Annotated in this window: 14 protein-coding genes and 1 pseudogene; 6 read left to right on the top strand and 9 right to left on the bottom strand. The window is 61.1% G+C overall.

Annotated elements, in window-relative coordinates:
• The first annotated feature begins 115 nt into the window (after nt 1–115).
• From AC0ZZU_RS15365 to AC0ZZU_RS15350, 4 genes are all read left to right on the top strand, one after another.
• Nucleotides 116–1,834, top strand: a complete 1,719-nt coding sequence (locus AC0ZZU_RS15365; RefSeq protein ID WP_476341834.1) for an amidase — start codon at nt 116–118, stop codon at nt 1,832–1,834.
• 479 nt (nt 1,835–2,313) lie between these two features.
• The gene (locus AC0ZZU_RS15360) at nt 2,314–2,979 is read left to right on the top strand and encodes a hypothetical protein (protein WP_476341833.1); all 666 of its coding nucleotides are present in this window, start codon (nt 2,314–2,316) and stop codon (nt 2,977–2,979) included.
• Entirely contained in the window at nt 2,979–3,413 is a 435-nt protein-coding gene (locus AC0ZZU_RS15355; RefSeq protein ID WP_476341832.1) for a phage holin family protein, read from the top strand. The genes AC0ZZU_RS15360 and AC0ZZU_RS15355 overlap by 1 nt, the downstream gene beginning before the upstream one ends.
• Nucleotides 3,410–4,387, top strand: coding sequence for a DUF3618 domain-containing protein (locus AC0ZZU_RS15350; protein WP_476341830.1), 978 nt, complete (start codon nt 3,410–3,412; stop codon nt 4,385–4,387). Before AC0ZZU_RS15355 ends, AC0ZZU_RS15350 begins: the two co-directional genes overlap by 4 nt.
• Before the next feature lie 77 nt (nt 4,388–4,464).
• On the opposite strand, the gene AC0ZZU_RS15345 is transcribed toward AC0ZZU_RS15350, so the two are convergent.
• On the bottom strand, nt 4,465–7,065 hold the full coding sequence (locus AC0ZZU_RS15345) for a PAS domain-containing protein (protein WP_476341829.1): 2,601 nt from the start codon (nt 7,063–7,065) through the stop codon (nt 4,465–4,467).
• 157 nt (nt 7,066–7,222) lie between these two features.
• On the opposite strand from AC0ZZU_RS15345, the gene AC0ZZU_RS15340 reads away from it, so the two are divergent.
• On the top strand, nt 7,223–8,371 hold the full coding sequence (locus tag AC0ZZU_RS15340) for an MFS transporter (protein WP_476341828.1): 1,149 nt from the start codon (nt 7,223–7,225) through the stop codon (nt 8,369–8,371).
• Between the two features lie 114 nt (nt 8,372–8,485).
• Here AC0ZZU_RS15340 and AC0ZZU_RS15335 read toward each other — a convergent pair.
• From AC0ZZU_RS15335 to ppk2, 8 genes and pseudogenes are all read right to left on the bottom strand, one after another.
• Nucleotides 8,486–9,101 (bottom strand): annotated as a pseudogene (locus tag AC0ZZU_RS15335) (GAD-like domain-containing protein).
• Between the two features lie 203 nt (nt 9,102–9,304).
• Entirely contained in the window at nt 9,305–10,186 is an 882-nt protein-coding gene (locus AC0ZZU_RS15330) for an AEC family transporter (protein ID WP_476341827.1), read from the bottom strand.
• A 148-nt stretch (nt 10,187–10,334) separates the two neighbouring features.
• Nucleotides 10,335–10,625 carry a DUF3077 domain-containing protein gene (locus AC0ZZU_RS15325; RefSeq protein WP_476341825.1) on the bottom strand — a complete coding sequence of 97 codons (291 nt, stop codon included), beginning with the start codon at nt 10,623–10,625 and terminating at the stop codon, nt 10,335–10,337.
• Between the two features lie 118 nt (nt 10,626–10,743).
• A complete protein-coding gene (locus tag AC0ZZU_RS15320; protein ID WP_476341824.1) occupies nt 10,744–10,977 on the bottom strand; it encodes a hypothetical protein in 234 nt (77 codons plus the stop codon).
• A 684-nt stretch (nt 10,978–11,661) separates the two neighbouring features.
• Nucleotides 11,662–12,558 (bottom strand): serine hydrolase domain-containing protein, encoded by an 897-nt coding sequence (locus AC0ZZU_RS15315; protein ID WP_476342072.1) that lies wholly within the window; start codon nt 12,556–12,558, stop codon nt 11,662–11,664.
• A 196-nt stretch (nt 12,559–12,754) separates the two neighbouring features.
• Nucleotides 12,755–13,126, bottom strand: a complete 372-nt coding sequence (locus tag AC0ZZU_RS15310) for a helix-turn-helix domain-containing protein (RefSeq protein ID WP_476341822.1) — start codon at nt 13,124–13,126, stop codon at nt 12,755–12,757.
• A 6-nt stretch (nt 13,127–13,132) separates the two neighbouring features.
• Nucleotides 13,133–13,435, bottom strand: coding sequence for a type II toxin-antitoxin system HigB family toxin (locus tag AC0ZZU_RS15305; RefSeq protein ID WP_476341820.1), 303 nt, complete (start codon nt 13,433–13,435; stop codon nt 13,133–13,135).
• 173 nt (nt 13,436–13,608) lie between these two features.
• Nucleotides 13,609–14,430 (bottom strand): polyphosphate kinase 2, encoded by an 822-nt coding sequence (gene ppk2 / locus AC0ZZU_RS15300; RefSeq protein ID WP_476341819.1) that lies wholly within the window; start codon nt 14,428–14,430, stop codon nt 13,609–13,611.
• Nucleotides 14,431–14,682: 252 nt separating this feature from the next.
• On the opposite strand from ppk2, the gene AC0ZZU_RS15295 reads away from it, so the two are divergent.
• Nucleotides 14,683–16,401, top strand: a complete 1,719-nt coding sequence (locus AC0ZZU_RS15295; protein ID WP_476342070.1) for a cation:proton antiporter — start codon at nt 14,683–14,685, stop codon at nt 16,399–16,401.
• Nucleotides 16,402–16,414 lie beyond the last annotated feature (13 nt).

The following is a 16,414-nucleotide window of genomic DNA, read 5'->3' as shown; positions in this document are numbered from 1 at the left end:
CTGGGGTCACTTGCACGGATGCACGGCTGCGACGGTTGCAAAATCGGCCGCCACAGTTGTTAATCCAGCACCTGCCGCGCACTGCCGCGCCACGAACACAGATACGAGAAGCAAGATGATCGAAGTCACCGAGGTTTCCATCGCCCAACTGCGTGCCGCGCTCGAGTCCGGCCAGACCACTGCGGTCGAGCTGGTCACGGCCTACCTGGCCCGGATCGATGCCTACGACGCACCCGGCACCGCCACCGCGCTCAATGCAGTGATCGTGCGCAATCCCGAAGCGCTGAAGGAGGCCGAGGCGTCCGACGCCCGCCGTGCCCAGGACCAGGCCCTCGGCCCGCTGGACGGCATCCCGTACACCGCCAAGGACAGCTACCTGGTCAAGGGCCTGACCGCCGCGTCCGGCAGCCCGGCCTTCGCCGAACTGATTGCACAACGCGACGCCTTCACCATCGAGCGCCTGCGTGCTGGCGGCGCCATCTGCCTGGGCAAGACCAACATGCCGCCGATGGCCAATGGCGGCATGCAGCGTGGGGTCTATGGCCGCGCCGAGAGCCCGTACAACGCCGGTTACCTGACCGCCCCGTTCGCTTCGGGTTCGTCGAACGGTGCCGGTACCGCCACCGCCGCCAGCTTCTCGGCCTTTGGCCTGGCCGAAGAGACCTGGTCCAGCGGCCGCGGCCCTGCCTCGAACAACGGACTGTGCGCCTATACACCCTCGCGCGGAGTGATCTCGGTGCGTGGCAACTGGCCGCTGACACCGACCATGGATGTGGTCGTGCCCTACGCCCGTACCATGACCGACCTGCTCGAAGTGCTGGACGTGATCGTCGCCGACGACGCTGATACCCGTGGCGACTTGTGGCGTCTGCAGCCGTGGGTGCCGATCCCCAGCGCGTCGTCGGTGCGTCCGCCATCCTATCTGGAACTCGCGGCCAAGCCTGACGCCTTGGCGGGCAAGCGCTTTGGCGTGCCGCGGATGTTCATCAACAAGGACGAACAGGCTGGCACCAGCGAAACGCCTGGCATTGGCGGCCCGACCGGGCAGCGCATCCATACTCGCCCCACCTTGATCACCCTCTGGGAGCAGGCGCGCCAAGCCCTTGAGGCGGCCGGTGCCGAAGTGCTGGAAGTGGATTTCCCGCTGGTCTCGAACTGCGAGGGCGACCGCCCAGGAGCCCCGACCGTATTCAATCGCGGGCTGGTGTCCGAAGCGTTTCTGCACCATGAACTGTGGGACCTGTCGGCCTGGGCCTTCGATGATTTCCTGCGCGCCAACGGCGACCCCAAGCTCAACCGCCTGGTCGACGTCGACGGGGCGAAGATCTTCCCGCATGACCCTGGCACCCTGCCCAACCGCGAAGGCGACCTGGCGGCAGGCATGGACGAGTATGTGCGCATGGCCGAGCGGGGCATCACCCCGTGGAATGAGATCCCGACCCTGCCCGACGGCCTGCGCGGCCTGGAGCAGACCCGCCGCATCGACCTCGAGGACTGGATGCAGACGCTGGGTCTGGACGCCGTGCTGTTCCCCACCGTCGCCGACGTGGCGCCTGCGGATTCGGACGTGAACCCGCAGTCCGCCGACATCGCCTGGAGCAATGGCGTGTGGGTGGCCAACGGCAACCTCGCCATCCGCCACCTGGGGGTGCCGACCGTCACCGTACCCATGGGCATCATGGCCGACATCGGCATGCCAGCCGGCCTGACCTTCGCCGGCCGAGCGTACGATGACTCCGCGCTGCTGCGCTATGCCGCGGCATTCGAGGCCACCGGCTCGCGGCGCCAGGTACCGCCGCGTACGCCGGCACTGGGAGGGGTCAAGGGAAATTGATCTGAATCATCGGCAATGGCCAGTGGTCACTATCAGGGAGAGCAGGAAGAAGCCAACGCAACGGAGGTAATCCATGAGCCTTGCAATGACCCTCTTCAGCCTGATTGCCGCCTGGTTTTCCGTAGCCTTGGCAATGTTATGGGGCGTAATGCGGATCATGCGGTGGCACCAGCCACCATTGGTGCGACGTCCCCGCGCGCAGAAGCCGCGGCAGCTGGTTTACCAGCACTGACCCGACTCCCTTGAGCAATACCCGCCTGATCCTGCCCGGCACTGCCGGGCGGGATCTCGGCATGCGCGCGGTATCAGCCAGTCTTCCGCAGACCACCCCCATGCCGCCTGGCCCCCGCCTGTGCACGCTTATCCCTTCGATTGAACTCTTTCACCGCTTGCCCCGTCCCCCTAATGAACACCTAAAAAACCGTCGCTGGGCAATCTGCGTTGTATGCCTGCGTCCTATCAGCAACAGGGAGACAGTAATGGACAAGACAGACCATCCAGTGTCATCGCCACCTACCGATGCCGCGAAGGACCATCTGCAGAACATCGCCGGTGAGGCGAACTCGTTGCTCACCGAAGCCAAGGAACAAGGCAGCGAGCAGTTCGAGCATTATCGGGACTTTGCTGCCGAACAACTCGACACGCTGGTGGAGGGCGCGCAGTCGGCCGCATCCGCGCTGGAGGGCAAGGACAGTCTCGGCCTATCGAGCTACCTTGGTGACCTGGCCCGTTACCTGGGCGAGTTTTCCCATCAGGTTCGCGACCAGAGCGCCGAGCAGCTGCTGCAAAAGGGCACGCAACTGGCGCGAGATAATCCAGCGGTGTTTCTCGCCGGCAGCGTAGCTATCGGATTCGGGCTTTCGCGATTCCTGCGGGCCAGTTCCAGCCACGGGCCGTCTTCCAGCGGTTCTTCGTCATCAAGCGGTTCTTCGTCATCCGGGGCTTCAGCGTCCTCTCCACCGAGCGCCTATGGCGCCACCAAGCCCTATCAGTCGCCAGTCCCCAAAACGCCGCAGGTGAACCCGGGCCGATCGAGCGATGTGTCGACACATGAGCCGTTCACACCGGTTGATCCGCTGGGCACGGGCGTGGGCGCGCCAAGTGACGGGCCGGTCAAGAACGATCCTTACAAAGGAGGTGTGTAATGAATCGCGACCCGCTCAACAATCCCGGCGCTCCGCTGGACAGCCCCGCCGCCCATGACAATGGCTCGATTGGCGGCCTGCTGCGTCAGCTGATGCACGAGGTGCCCGAGCTGTTCACCAAGGAACTGGCGCTGGCCAAGTCCGAATTGCAGCACAATCTCAATACGCTCAAGGCGGGTACAGCCGCCGTGGCCAGTGGCGCGATCGTCGTTCTGGCCGGGTTCATCATCCTGCTGCTGGCGGCCGTGTACGGCCTGGCCACGGTGCTTGCGCCATGGTTGGCCGCGCTGATCGTTGGCGTGGTGACTCTGATAGTGGGCTTCATCATGCTGCAGTCGGGCAAGAAACAGTTCGAGCCGTCGCACCTCACCCCTGACCGCACCCTCAATGCCATGCAGCAAGACAAGGAAGCCTTGAAGAGGAAACTGCCATGAGTACCTCGATCGATCATGAATCACAGAAAGACCCTGATGTGCTCGAGCAAGAGATCAATGCCAAGCGCGAGCGCATCAGCGATATCGTCGACTCGCTTGAAAGCCGCCTGAGTCCGGGCCAGCTGTTCGACCAGGCGCTGGCCTATACCAAGGGCAATGGCGGTGAGTTCTTCGGCAACCTGGGCACTACCCTGAAAAACAACCCCGTTCCCACCGCGCTGACTGCCGTAGGCCTGGCATGGTTGGCGATGAACCAGAACCGTCCGTTCAATCCGGGTCCTGCAAGCCATGGACCTGGCCTCGGCGACACGCTCAGTGGGGCGGTCGACGCCGTCAAGGGCGCTTTCTCGCAGGCGGGGGATCGACTGCACAGTGCTACCGACAGCGCCAAGGACGCCCTCTCGCATGCCGGTGACCGCCTGCACAGTGCCACCGACAGCGCAAAGGCCAAGGCCTATGACCTCAAGGACAAGGCTACCGGTCTCAAGGACAAGGCCAGCGACCTGACCCACAGCACCAGCGACTCGCTGGGACAGACCACCCAGTCGATGCGCCGCAGCGCGCATGATGCCCGTGACCAGATCAACCATGGAGCCGACGTCGTGAAAAGCCAGTTTGACTATCTGCTCAAGGAGCAGCCCTTGGTGCTTGCAGCCCTGGGAATCGCATTGGGCGCCGCGATCGGTGCCGCGCTACCCTCCACCCGCAAGGAAGACGAACTGCTGGGCGATGCCAGCGACAAGCTGACGGGTACGCTCAAGGCCAAGGGTGAGGAGGTCTACAGCCAGGCCAAGGAGACGGTGAAGCAGACGGTCAACACCGACAACGAGCCGCCTCGTACCGGGCCGGGTAGTCAGACTGGGCCCGGGAGCACCACCTCTGGGCCAGGCAGCAGCCCGACCGGGCCAGGTAGCTCGACTACGGGGGCAGGTGGGACTGATCTGTCGTCGGGGTTGGGATTCAACGAGAAATAACGGCAGTGAATCATCGCGGCGGCTTGTCGGGACGCCGAACCGCCGCGATGAGGCCCTGATGGACACCCCAGACCACCCTACTCCCCCAGCAACTCACTCACCCGCGCAACCAATGCATCGGCCGTGAACGGCTTGGTCAGCACCCGCATTCCCGGCTCCAGATGCCCGTGCCCAACCGCGGCACTCTCGGCATACCCCGTGATGAACAAAGTCTTCAAGCTCTTGCGGATCTCCCGCCCTGCATCCGCCATCTGCCGGCCGTTCATCCCACCCGGGAGCCCCACATCCGTCACCAGCAGATCGATGCGAACATCCGAGCGCAGTGCCCTGAGTCCGGCGAGGCTGTCGTTGGCCTCGATCACCGTATAGCCCAGATCCCCCAGCACGTCCGCCAACAACATGCGCACCGTGGGCTCATCGTCTACGATCAAGATCGTCTCGCCACGGTCGACGAGCGTCGTCAGAGGAGCCTGGGTATCGCGCTCTTCTTCAGCCGCCACACCCGTGTACTGCGGCAGATAGATGCTGACCGTTGCACCTTTCCCGACATCGGACTGAATCCGTGCCTGTCCGCCTGACTGCCGGGCGAACCCGTAGATCATCGAGAGGCCGAGCCCCGTCCCCTGCCCGATCGGCTTGGTTGTGAAGAAGGGATCGAAGGCTTTGGCGATCACCTCGGGGGGCATGCCCATGCCGGTATCGGCCACGCACAGCGACAGGTACTGCCCTTCAGGTATGTCATAGATATGCGCGGCCGCAGCATCGACCCATCGATTGGCCGAGGTAATGGTGATGCGCCCGCCGTCCGGCATGGCATCGCGGGCATTGATGCACAGGTTCAGCAGCGCGTTCTCAAGCTGGCTCGCATCCACCAGGATCGGCCACAGGCCCGGGGAGTTGACGGTCTCGACAACGATGCCCGGCCCTACCGTGCGCTGGATCATCTCGGTCATGCCGGCTACCAGGGCGGCGACGTCGGTGGGCCGTGGGTCGAGCGTCTGTCGGCGCGAGAACGCCAGCAGGCGGTGGGTCAGGGATGCGGCACGCTTGGCAGCGCCCTGGGCCGCCGCCATGTACTTGTCGACCTCCGTCAGCCGCCCTTGGCGGATTCGCATGGCCATCAGCTCGAGCGAGCCGGAGATACCCGCCAGCAGGTTGTTGAAATCGTGCGCCAGGCCCCCAGTGAGTTGCCCGACGGCTTCCATTTTCTGCGACTGACGCAGCTTCTCTTCAGCTTGCATCAACTCGGCCGTGCGCGTGGCCACGCGCTGCTCCAGGGTCTCGGTGATCGCCCGCAGCGCGGCAGTGGCGCGGTCACGTTCAGCTTCCAGCACGCGGCGGTCCTGCACGTCGATCAGCACGCCCGGAAAACTCAGCGGCGTGCCGTCTTCTGCCTGGTCTACCCGCCCGTTGGCCTCGATCCAGTAATACTTGCCGTCCTCCCGCCTGACCCGGTACTGGTGCGCATAGGCGCCGCCCCGGGCCGCAGCCTCATTGATGGCCACGATCAACGCGTCCCGGTCGTCAGGGTGAACCGTCTCGACCACCTGCCCCAGGCTGATGCCGTCGCGGCCCAACTCCGGATCAAAACCAAAAGCGCGCGCGAAGGCTTCGTCGACCGTGAAGCGATCGCCCGGCATATCCCAGTGCCAGGTGCCGATGATGGCCCCGGCCGCCAGGGCCAGCTGGACGCGCTCGGCATTCTCGCGAGCCAGCGCCTCGCTCGCGCGCAGGCGCTCCTGGGCATTTCGCCGTTCGGTGACATCGCTGAAAAACAGGCCGATCTGCCGCTCTACAGGGTCGCCAACCCTCACGGCGCGCACATCGAACCAGCGCTCGAACGCCTCGGCATAGTTCTCGAAATTGGCCTGCTCGCCGGTCTTGGCAACGTGCCCATACGCCTCGAACCAGAACGGCTCCAGGTCGGGTGCGTACTCCGTAACCCACTTGCCGCGCAGATCCACGCCCGACTGGCGCTCAAACGCCGGGTTGACCTCGACGAAGCGGTAGTCCACCGGATGATCATCGGCGTCGAACTTGACCTCGACGATGGCAAATGCCGCTTCGATCGAATCCACGATCGCCTTGTAGCGCTCCTCGCTCTTGCGCAGCGCGTTTTCGACCGTACGCACCCGCGTGAAGTCAAGCATCGCTCCGATCATGCGCAGGGCCCGCCCCTTGTCGTCGCGAATCACATGACCCCGGTCCAGCACTTCGGCGTACGAGCCATCCCAGCGGCGGAAACGGTAGCCATCGGTCCAGGCCGTGCCGTCGCCATCGATCACCGCATGGATGGAGGTGAAGATACGCTCACGGTCTTCGGGGTGGATGTTGGCGATCCACCACTCGCCGGACATGTCGGCGTCCGCCAGGCGGTGTCCATAAGCCTCTCCCAGCGCGTCGTTCCACAGCACCTGATTGCTGCTCAGGTCCCAGTCCCAGATCGCATCGTTGGTGGCCTTGGCGGCCAGGCGATAGCGCTCCTGGGTCTGCTCGACCGCGAGGCCCGCCACATGCGCCTGTATGCGCTCATTGATGGCCGATGGCACCCATTGCGAAGAGGGATCGGGTTGCCCCGCACGTTGCGCATCGATGCCTGCGTCTGCAAGAACGGAGTGCAGACGCGCGACCTCTGCCTCAAGTTCTTCCCGGGTAAGATGTTTCAGAAACAGGCCCATCCGTGCGTGAGTGATACTGGCGATAAAGTTAATCGTTTTTTCTGCGGGCCGCCATGGAGCTCGATCGGATCTTGCCGGGAAAGACGTGGTCAGATTCCCGGCAACCGGTCAAGGCCACCTGCACATACAGGCGGGCTTTTTTCTTCAAGGAGAATTCATGCCTGCAACCTACGCAGCCGCTGCCTACCGCCGCTCGACACGCCTGACCTTTTTCGCGGTCGGCTTTACCATGGCCGCCTGGGCACCGCTGGTGGCCTATGCCAAGCAACGGCTCGAGCTTGGCGATGGCCTGTTTGGCAGTCTGCTGCTGTGCATCGGGCTTGGCTCCTTGGTGAGCATGCCGTTCGCCGGGCGCATCGCCAAGCGCATCGGGCTGCGCCGACTGATGCAAACGGCCGGCGTGTGCTTCAGTGCCGCACTGCTGGCACTGAGCGTGGTGTCGTCGCCCTGGCTTTTCGCCCTGTCGTTGTTCGTCTTCGGCGCCTGCCTGGGCGTAGGAGACATCTGCGTCAACTTGCAAGGCGCCATGGTTGAAAAAGCTGCGAGCGAACCCTTGATGTCTGGCTTTCATGGCCTTTTCAGCGTAGGTGCCTTTGTGGGGGCCGCTGGTGTGACCCTGCTGCTGAACCAGGGTGCTGCGCCTATTCAGGCAGCCGCCTGCGCAGCGACCATCGCCGTGCTCTTCCTGGCCTTGGCCTGGCGCTACCAGATCCGGCACCTGGATGCGCTCGACAATGCCGGGTTCAAGTGGCCCAGGGGCGTGGTCATGCTGATTGCCGTGCTGGCGTTCGTCTGCCTGCTGGTCGAGGGCGCCATGCTGGACTGGAGCGCGCTGTACCTGGAGGGCGTGCATGCCGTGCCGCTGGACAGCGCGGGGATTGCCTACAGCGTGTTTACCCTGACGATGGCCTGCGCACGCCTGGTAGGCGACAGATTGGCTCGGATGCTAGGCGACACCCTGTTGCTGGGTGGCGGCGCGGTCATTGCCCTGATCGGGCTGGTACTGGCGCAAACCCTTCCCCTGAGCGGCGCCCTGGCAGGCTTCGCGCTCGCCGGCCTGGGCCTGGCCAACGCGGTGCCCGTGCTGTTCCGCGCGGCGCTGCAGCAGAACCGGATGCCCGCCGCCAGCAGCCTCAGCGCGGTTGCGACCCTGGGCTACCTGGGCGTGTTGCTCGGTCCCGGCTTTATTGGCCATATCGCCGAGCTGACCTCTCTGCACACGGCGTTCTGGTACTTGGCGGGGACCCTGCTGTTGCTGTGCATGCTGGCCCGGACGGCGGTTACCCGGGGGCTGGAGTCGGCGTGAGCATTGCCGATCACGGGACCGCTCCTACGAGCTGCAACGAGAGGAAAAGTGCTTCATCAAAAACCTGCTAGCGCTGACGTTTGCTCCTGGATGTCGAAGTTAACTTCGACAGCTCTAGAGATCCGAAAGACTGTAGGGCTTGAGTTCGGCAATCTGGGCAGAAGAATCAAATGCTCCACAGCCTTCACTTTTTGCAGGTGATCGAGGGTATCAGGGCCGCCGAACATCAGTGCGGGGACGAAGCCGTACATTTCGTCATGTCCCAGAGGGCCAATTTTTTTCTTGCCGGCTTGAAAAGGTTCCCGTAATCATTGTATTCGATCTCCGTCGACAGCAAGAAATTTCGCAGCGTCTTATCCATATCATTCCCCGCTGCCGTGGAATCGCTTGTCGAATAACGGGAAATGCAGCTGATTATATCGAGAGACGGGCCTGTCTTTTCGCCCCACAGATAAAGGTCGCAGAATGCGCCACGCGCAATCAGATGATAGTTGTCACGCTCCTCCAGCCCCGTCCCTGCAATCCACGATGCTACTACCCCTTCATACTCCTGAGGATTGACCATCCAGAAAATGCCGTCGCCGTAACCGCTCCAACCATGCTCCAGCCAGTACTCTAACAACTGATCGGGCAGCTTTCCTTTATAGCGCTCTATACTCGACAGTGGCACTTCCTGTCGACATACAGGCCCGCCGAACTTCTCCAGGAACCTAGCGAAAACTCTATCCATTTAAAGCCCATTCACTACTTAGCATTTATGTAGCCTAACATTAAGTAATGTGGATTGACGGATCGATGGAGGTAACTTTTCTCAATCGCTTAGTGACACCATCCGAAGGTCTTCCCAGGCTCTGTATGATATAGCGGTGCCTGCGACATCTTTTTCAGACAGAGCCTAGCTCGTCGGTCAAAAGCCTCAATGCAAGGCAAGATTCACGGCGCCAGCCACGCCGCCAGAATCACCGGCAACAGCACGAACGACAGCACTGTCGAACACATCACCAGGTTCGCCACCTGCTCGGGCGAGCGATTGGCCCTTACTGCCATCAGGTAGTTGAACACCGCCACCGGCATCGACGACTGCACCACCAGCACCGCATGCGCCAGCGGCTCCAGCCCCAGTGCAAGACCCAGCCCCCACCCAACCGCGGCGCCGAGGGTAATCCGGGCGCCACCCAGCAGCATGCCCTTGCCTACATGATTGAGCTTGATACTTGCCAGTGACACCCCGAGCGTCAGCAGCATCAATGGGATTGTCATTCCACCCAGCAAGTCGACCGTGTTGCCCAGCCAGCGTGGCAGTTCAAGGTCCAGGAAGATCACCGGCAGTGAAATCGCCAGGCTGATCACGATCGGATTGCGGACCAGGTCCCGTGCCGAAGTGGCTCCCCCTGAAAGCGCGATGCCCACAGTGAACTGGAAGATCGACAGCGTCAGGAAAAACGCCACCGCGAGTGCCAAACCATGTTCGCCGAAGGCATACAGGCTGATCGGCAGGCCCATGTTGCCCGTATTGGGAAACATGAACGCCGGCACCAGCACCCGCCAGTCCTGGCGAAACAGCCGGCTCAACACTGTGCCCAGAATGCCCATGCTCACCATCGCCAGCATGCAGGCAACCGCCATGCTGGCGAACGCCTTGGCATCGAGATCGGTGCGCGCCAGGGTGGAAAGCACGAGGCTCGGCGTGCCAATGGTCATGACCAGGCGCGCGATGAAATCGGTGGGATAGGCATGACCGCTACGGGCCCAGGCGTAACCGATGCCGGCGACGATGAAGACGGGAGCGAGTACCGCGAACAACTCAGCCAGCATGGCAGTGCATCTCCAGGAAAACGGCCATCCTAGAAGCTGATTGCAGGATGTTGCAAGACGAATAATGGGCTAGACCCTTCATATGCAAGAAAAGGCCGCAATGGCGACCCTTTCTTGTATCTACTGAGTGCTCGCCGGTCTGCCAGATCTAACGCACGGGCCCCGTCATCATCCCGTGCGCCACGTCCTCGACCAGCGCCTTGGCCATCCCGCTGAGGTAATGCGCCCCCCAGACCATCTGGCCGTTGCCATCGACGCCGGCGTCAAGGGTCATCTTGTAGACGCAGTCCAAGAGCGCTGACGCCTGCTCAAGCGCATATTCGGCGTCGTGTCCCGGCTGGACTTTGAACAACCGGTCCGCGATCTTCCCGCCGACGCCCTCGCCGAACGTGCCAATGCCAGAAGTTTTCAGTTCTTTCAGTTTCATGCTGCTGCTCATACCTAACCTCCAGACGTGCGCCCAGAGCAGACACCTCTACCCCGCCGCACGCCTTCTCCAGTAGGAGCGGGCTTGTCGGAACGCCGAACCGCCGCGATAAATCCAATTCGGACCCGGATCAGTACACAGCCCGCACCCGACTCAGCGCCATCTCAACCAAGGTGTGAGCATTTTCAATCTCATGCATCGCCGCCAAGGTCATCACCTGCCCAGCAGGTTTGGGATGGAGCAGCACCGTCTGCTGCGCAACAGTAAGGGCGCAGACCAGGTATTCGGAAGTCTGGAGAAGCAGGGTTTCGATGGAGGGGCTTGAATCTGTTTCAAAAGGAGGATCTGGAACGATCTTCAACATGATGGAGCTCCTGTTGGTTGTCTGGAGCCAACACACATCTGCTGTCAAACAGAAAGGTGGCAGCTATACGCGGGTTGACAGACCGGCAACAGGAGAACCGGCGCACAGAAGTGCCCCACGTACAGCCGCCATAGCATGGAGCGCACGTGACCTGTAGATGAATCCGGCCTGTCAAAACCGATCGTTGAATTGCAACGACCGGCCGAGACTAGACCCGCAATATCATCACCGCAAGCGCTCGAAGGCGGTGGCAGGATAATTCGGAAATGTCCTACACGATAGAGAATAAGTCTGAAAATTTTTGCATTTTTGTCGACCAGTTCCTCGTTTCTGCAGGGCGTATTAAACGGGAACGAGCGAGCAGTGTTTATCACTCGGCAGGCCACCAGAAACGACACTCTGCTCTCCGTTCGCGTCCTGCGCGGACAGGCGCACAATCCGTGAATGGCCGGATACCTGAAGATGGGCTATGGCTTAGAGACACGCATCACGTAAGAAATGGAGGAAACGAGAATGGCCAAATGTCCAAAGTGCCAAGCAGAAATCCCCGAATCCAGCGACCTGAAAGCAGGCGAAGCAGCCTGCCCCAAATGCGCCGCGCAACAGGACCGCAAATGGGTCGAGTCACTTCCAGGCAGCAGTGCGCGGAAGAAGGAAAAACCCACGCCTGACTGACGCTGAGACTTACTGACTGATCGAGCCCAAGGCGGCGATGAGCCGTTCTGCCACATAGCCCTCGACCTGCCCTTCCTCGGCGCCTATACCGGCCACAGCGCAGGTCACCTCGTGATCTGCATCTGCACAGTGATAAACCGCGATCACGCTGCCCGGTCCCACTCCGGTATGGCCAAACAGCAGATGCCCGCTGTGGGTTTTGCCGACCATCAATCCCAAGCCATATCCAGGAGCCGCCCAAGGCCTTCCCGCAAGCGGCCCGCCCAGCAGAATTGGATCACGCATTTCGTTCATCAAGGGGCCGGGCAACAGGTCTCCGGTCAGCAATCCATGCAGCAACAGCGCGGCTTCGGACACCGGGCCTACTAGCAGGCCGTGATAGACCCAGCCGGGATCGTAAGCGCCAATGGAGTCGAGATAACCCTCCTCAAGGTCCTCGCGGCTTTTCATGAGCCGGACACGGGTCAGCCCGAGGGGCGAAAATACGCGCTGAGCCAGTGCCTCATCGATGCAGAGGCCAGTCACCTGCTCAATCAGATTGGAGACGAGCATGTAGCCGACGTTGGAATATCGCCAGCCAGTCCCCGGCGCGTAGCGCAATCTCTCGCCCTCGAGTCGCCGCATCATTTCCTCGGCCGGCCACGGAGTCTGCTGCCCGGCAACTGCCGCGTGGTATTCCTTCAGCTCGGAATAGTCCGCCAGACCGGCTTGGTGCTTGAGCAGCTCTCGCAGCGAGAACTGGCGGCCGGGAACAAGGTCATCAAGCTCGATCAGGCCATCGCGAACGAGCGTTAGCGCTGCTGCGGCCAGTACCGTTTTGGTGAAGCTCCACCAAGGGACGATTTCATGCGAATACTCCATGGGTGACTGCTGGCCATTCACTATGATCGAACAGGACATACCAATGCTTCCTTGTTGTAGAGACGGCCCGAGCCAGCTTGGCGACCTGAATCGGCCCCGCTGCAATCATATTGGTTTGGCCAGAGCGTAAAAGCCCGACTTGAGCCGGGCCTTTACGTTCAAAGAGCACTCAAGCGTGAGCAGTCTGCTGTTCAGCTTCATAGTCTTCGCGCGCGCATCTGCCCCTGCCTGCAAGAGAGTCTCAAGCCGCCTTAACCGGCTTGATCAGACTTTCTGCTGGTATGCCAAATAGGTCATGAAGTTTCCAAATCATTGGCAGCGTCAACGAGCGCTTCCTGTTAAGTACTTCATAGACCCGGTTGGTCTTGCCGATGGCTCGAGCAAGATCGGCTGCCGTGAGGCCGGACTGCTCCATGCGAAACTTGATGGCCTCAATTGGATCTGGCAAGTCCACCGGAAAGTTTTTTGCCTCGTAAGCCTCGATCAAGGTGATCATGACTTCAAAGGCATCACCCTCGGTAGTGCCCGGTTCAGGTTCATTCTCGAAAAGCGGAGAAATCTCTTTGAGAGCTGTCCGATACTCTTCATCGGTGCGGATTGGCCGAATGTTCATAGATGGTCACTCCATCTCAACAATGTTTGCATCAATCTTGTCGTACTCGTTGTGAGTACCGAAAAATTTTATGTAGACCGCGCCAAAGCGGTACGCAATGGCGACCACCAGCCTGTAGTCGTTTCCCTTGATGTTGAAAACGACACGCCTCCCTTTAAGGATGCTCGCGTTACGATACCGGCCCTTTATAGCGTCTGGGCTAGGCCAGGTAGCTTTCCTGGCCTCGTCGATCCATGCGCGTAGCGGCTGTCCAGCGTCTGGATTGTTTTCCCAAAAAGCTTTGAGCTGGCTGATGGCAATGATTTTCATAGCTGCCAGTGTAGTCCCATGGCGGGACTAAAGGCAAGGGCTGACGGAGCGTTCAACAGGCTCAAGGTGATCTCGTTGTCGCCAGGAGAGTCGCCTGGCAATGGCGATGATTGGATTCCATTCCAGCCCAGGTCCTGCGTGATGGCTTGACGCGCCCAGATCCGCTTGAGCTGTCAGAACTTCTCGGGAATCCGCCTGAGCGGAAAATCCGGTTCGCGATAATTACCGGGTTTCTGCCGCTTGGGCAATGTCACTTTCTCGCGTGGGACGCTCTTGTAGGGGATGCGGCTCAGCAGGTCGGAGATGATATTCAGGCGGGTGCGTCGCTTGTCGTTCGAGTCAGCCACGAGCCAAGGCCCGTAGTCAGTGTCGGTTGCCCTGAACATTTCGTCGCGGGCGCGCGAATAGTCATACCAGCGTCCGTAGGACTTGAGATCCATGGGCGACAGCTTCCAGATCTTGCGCCCATCCTCGATCCGCGCCTCAAGGCGCCGGGTCTGTTCTTCCTGGCTGACCTCCAGCCAGTACTTGAGCAGAATCACGCCGGACTCCACGATGGCGCGCTCCACCCAAGGCGCTGAATCGAGGAACTTCTGCACCTGCTTTTCCGTGCAGAACCCCATCACGCGCTCCACCCCAGCGCGGTTGTACCAACTGCGATCGAAGATCACCACTTCGCCGGCCGCAGGCATGTGCCGAAGGTAGCGCTGGATGTACATCTGGGTCTTTTCTCGATCAGTCGGCGCAGGCAACGCCACCACGCGAAATACGCGCGGGCTGACCCGTTCGGTCAGTGCCTTGATCGTCCCACCTTTACCTGCGCCGTCGCGGCCTTCGAAGATGACACAGATCTTGATGCCTTCAAGCTTCACCCACTCCTGCAACTTGACCATCTCGACATGCAGCCGGCGCAGCTCGGCGAGATACACTTTGTTCTTCAGTTTCGGGCGGTCAGCGGGATCATTGTCGAGAGCCTTCGCTTTTCTCTTTGCCATGACCAGACCTCACTAGTTCAAGTGATTTTCAAGTGTCCCGTGCCTGGCAGCGTTGAAGTTTAGTTGAAAGCCTGGACCCGCGGTGTTTATGAGCCAATACGTACGGCTGTCTCTTCTATGGATTCGGCATAACGCTCAGATGCAATTCGTATAACCGGTCCTTTTGACGCATGTCCGACTACGAACCATTCTGTTGTATCAGCAACGAACCCAATGACCACCCGCGCAACGCGCCCTATCGCGGAAGGTGGAATGTTTGTAAACCTATTGATCCTCCTGTCCACTTCCCTGGTGGTCATAGCCCTGTTTCGGCGACTTCGATTGCCGCCTGTGCTCGGTTATCTGTTTGTGGGCCTGTTGGTCGGGCCCAAAGCGCTCGACTGGATCAAATCGAGTGAGGCGCTGCAGCTCTTCGCCGAACTGGGCGTGGTGTTCTTGCTGTTTACCCTCGGTTTGGAGTTTTCATTGTCGAAGATGATTTCTCTTCGACGCGTGGTACTTGGCCTCGGCTGTCTCCAGGTACTGCTCACTGCACTTACGCTGGGTGTCGTGTTGATGGCCATGGACGTGCCGGCGGTTCCCGCATGCCTGCTGGGCGCAGGCCTGGCATTGTCCTCCACCGCCGTGGTCAGCAAAGAGCTGGCGAGCCTCGGTGAAATTTTCAGCAGCCACGGCCAGAATGCCATCGCTGTTCTGCTTCTCCAGGATGTTGTTGCGGTGCTGTTGTTGACGCTCTTGCCAGCATTCGCCGGAAGCGGCGATGAGGCCTCGTACTGGGCGCTGCCACTGACTCTGGGCAAGACCATGCTCCTGTTCACCGGCTTGATGCTGGCCAGTCGCTGGATTCTGCCTCCCCTGTTCCATGAGGTGGCCGGTGCTCGATCCGCGGAGTTGTTCGTGCTGCTCGCACTGGTCATCGTGCTGTTGACCGCTGGGCTTACCCATCTGCTGGGCCTCTCCAGCGCCCTGGGTGCCTTCCTCGCCGGCATGTTGCTTGGGGAGAGCCATTATCGGCACCAGATCGAAGCCGACCTTCGTCCGTTTCGGGACATCCTGCTCGGGGTGTTTTTTATCAGTGTCGGCATGCTGATCGATTTGCGGGTATTTGCCAGTGACGGCTTGCTCATTCTTGGCATGACGCTTGGACTGCTGCTGATCAAGGCGAGCGTGGTTGCCTTGCTGGTCAAATGGCGTGGGCAGGATAATGAAACTGCGTGGCGCAGCGGGCTGGCACTGGCCCAAGGCAGTGAGTTCTGCTTTGCATTGCTGGCCCAGATGCAACAACTCGACATGCTGCCCGCCGATCTTGGCGCACTGGTTTTGACCGCAGTCTTCTGCTCGATGGTGGTCACGCCACCCTTGCTGCGAGCCGCGCCCTACATTGCGAGGCGCCTGCATCGCAGACCCCACGAAGCGACGGAGCTCGAGGCATTCAACGCATCCAACGCCGAACTGCACGATCATGTGGTCATCTGCGGCTACGGCAGGGTCGGGCAATCCATCGGACGCGCGCTCTACAGCGCCGAGCAACCCCATATCGCGCTGGACACGGACCCTGCCCGGGTCCAGGAAGCCGCGCTCATGGACAAAAATGTCTACTACGGGGATTCACGTCGTGGTGAATTGCTGGTCGCCGTGGGCCTGGAACGTGCCAGGTTGCTGGTCATCGCGGTGGACCTCTCGGACACCGCCCTGCGGGTGCTGAAGGAGGCGCGCCGGATCAATCCCACCGTGCCTATCCTGGTGCGTACCCGCGATGACAGCCAGTTGGCGGAACTGAAGGCCGCTGGCGCCAGTGAAGTGGTTCCTGAATTACTCGAGTCGAGCCTGATGCTGGCGTCCCACGCGTTGGTGCTGTTGGGTGTGCCTGCGCATCAGGTGGAGGCACGCGCCAACCAGATACGCAGGGACCGCTATCACTTGCTGCGAGGTCTTTCCTCCAGTAGGGAGGACAACGACCCTTCCCGATGAATGCTGAGCTAGC

It is taken from the genome of Pseudomonas sp. JE3303 (genome assembly GCF_056312565.1).
This window is presented reverse-complemented; position numbering and strand designations above follow the sequence as displayed.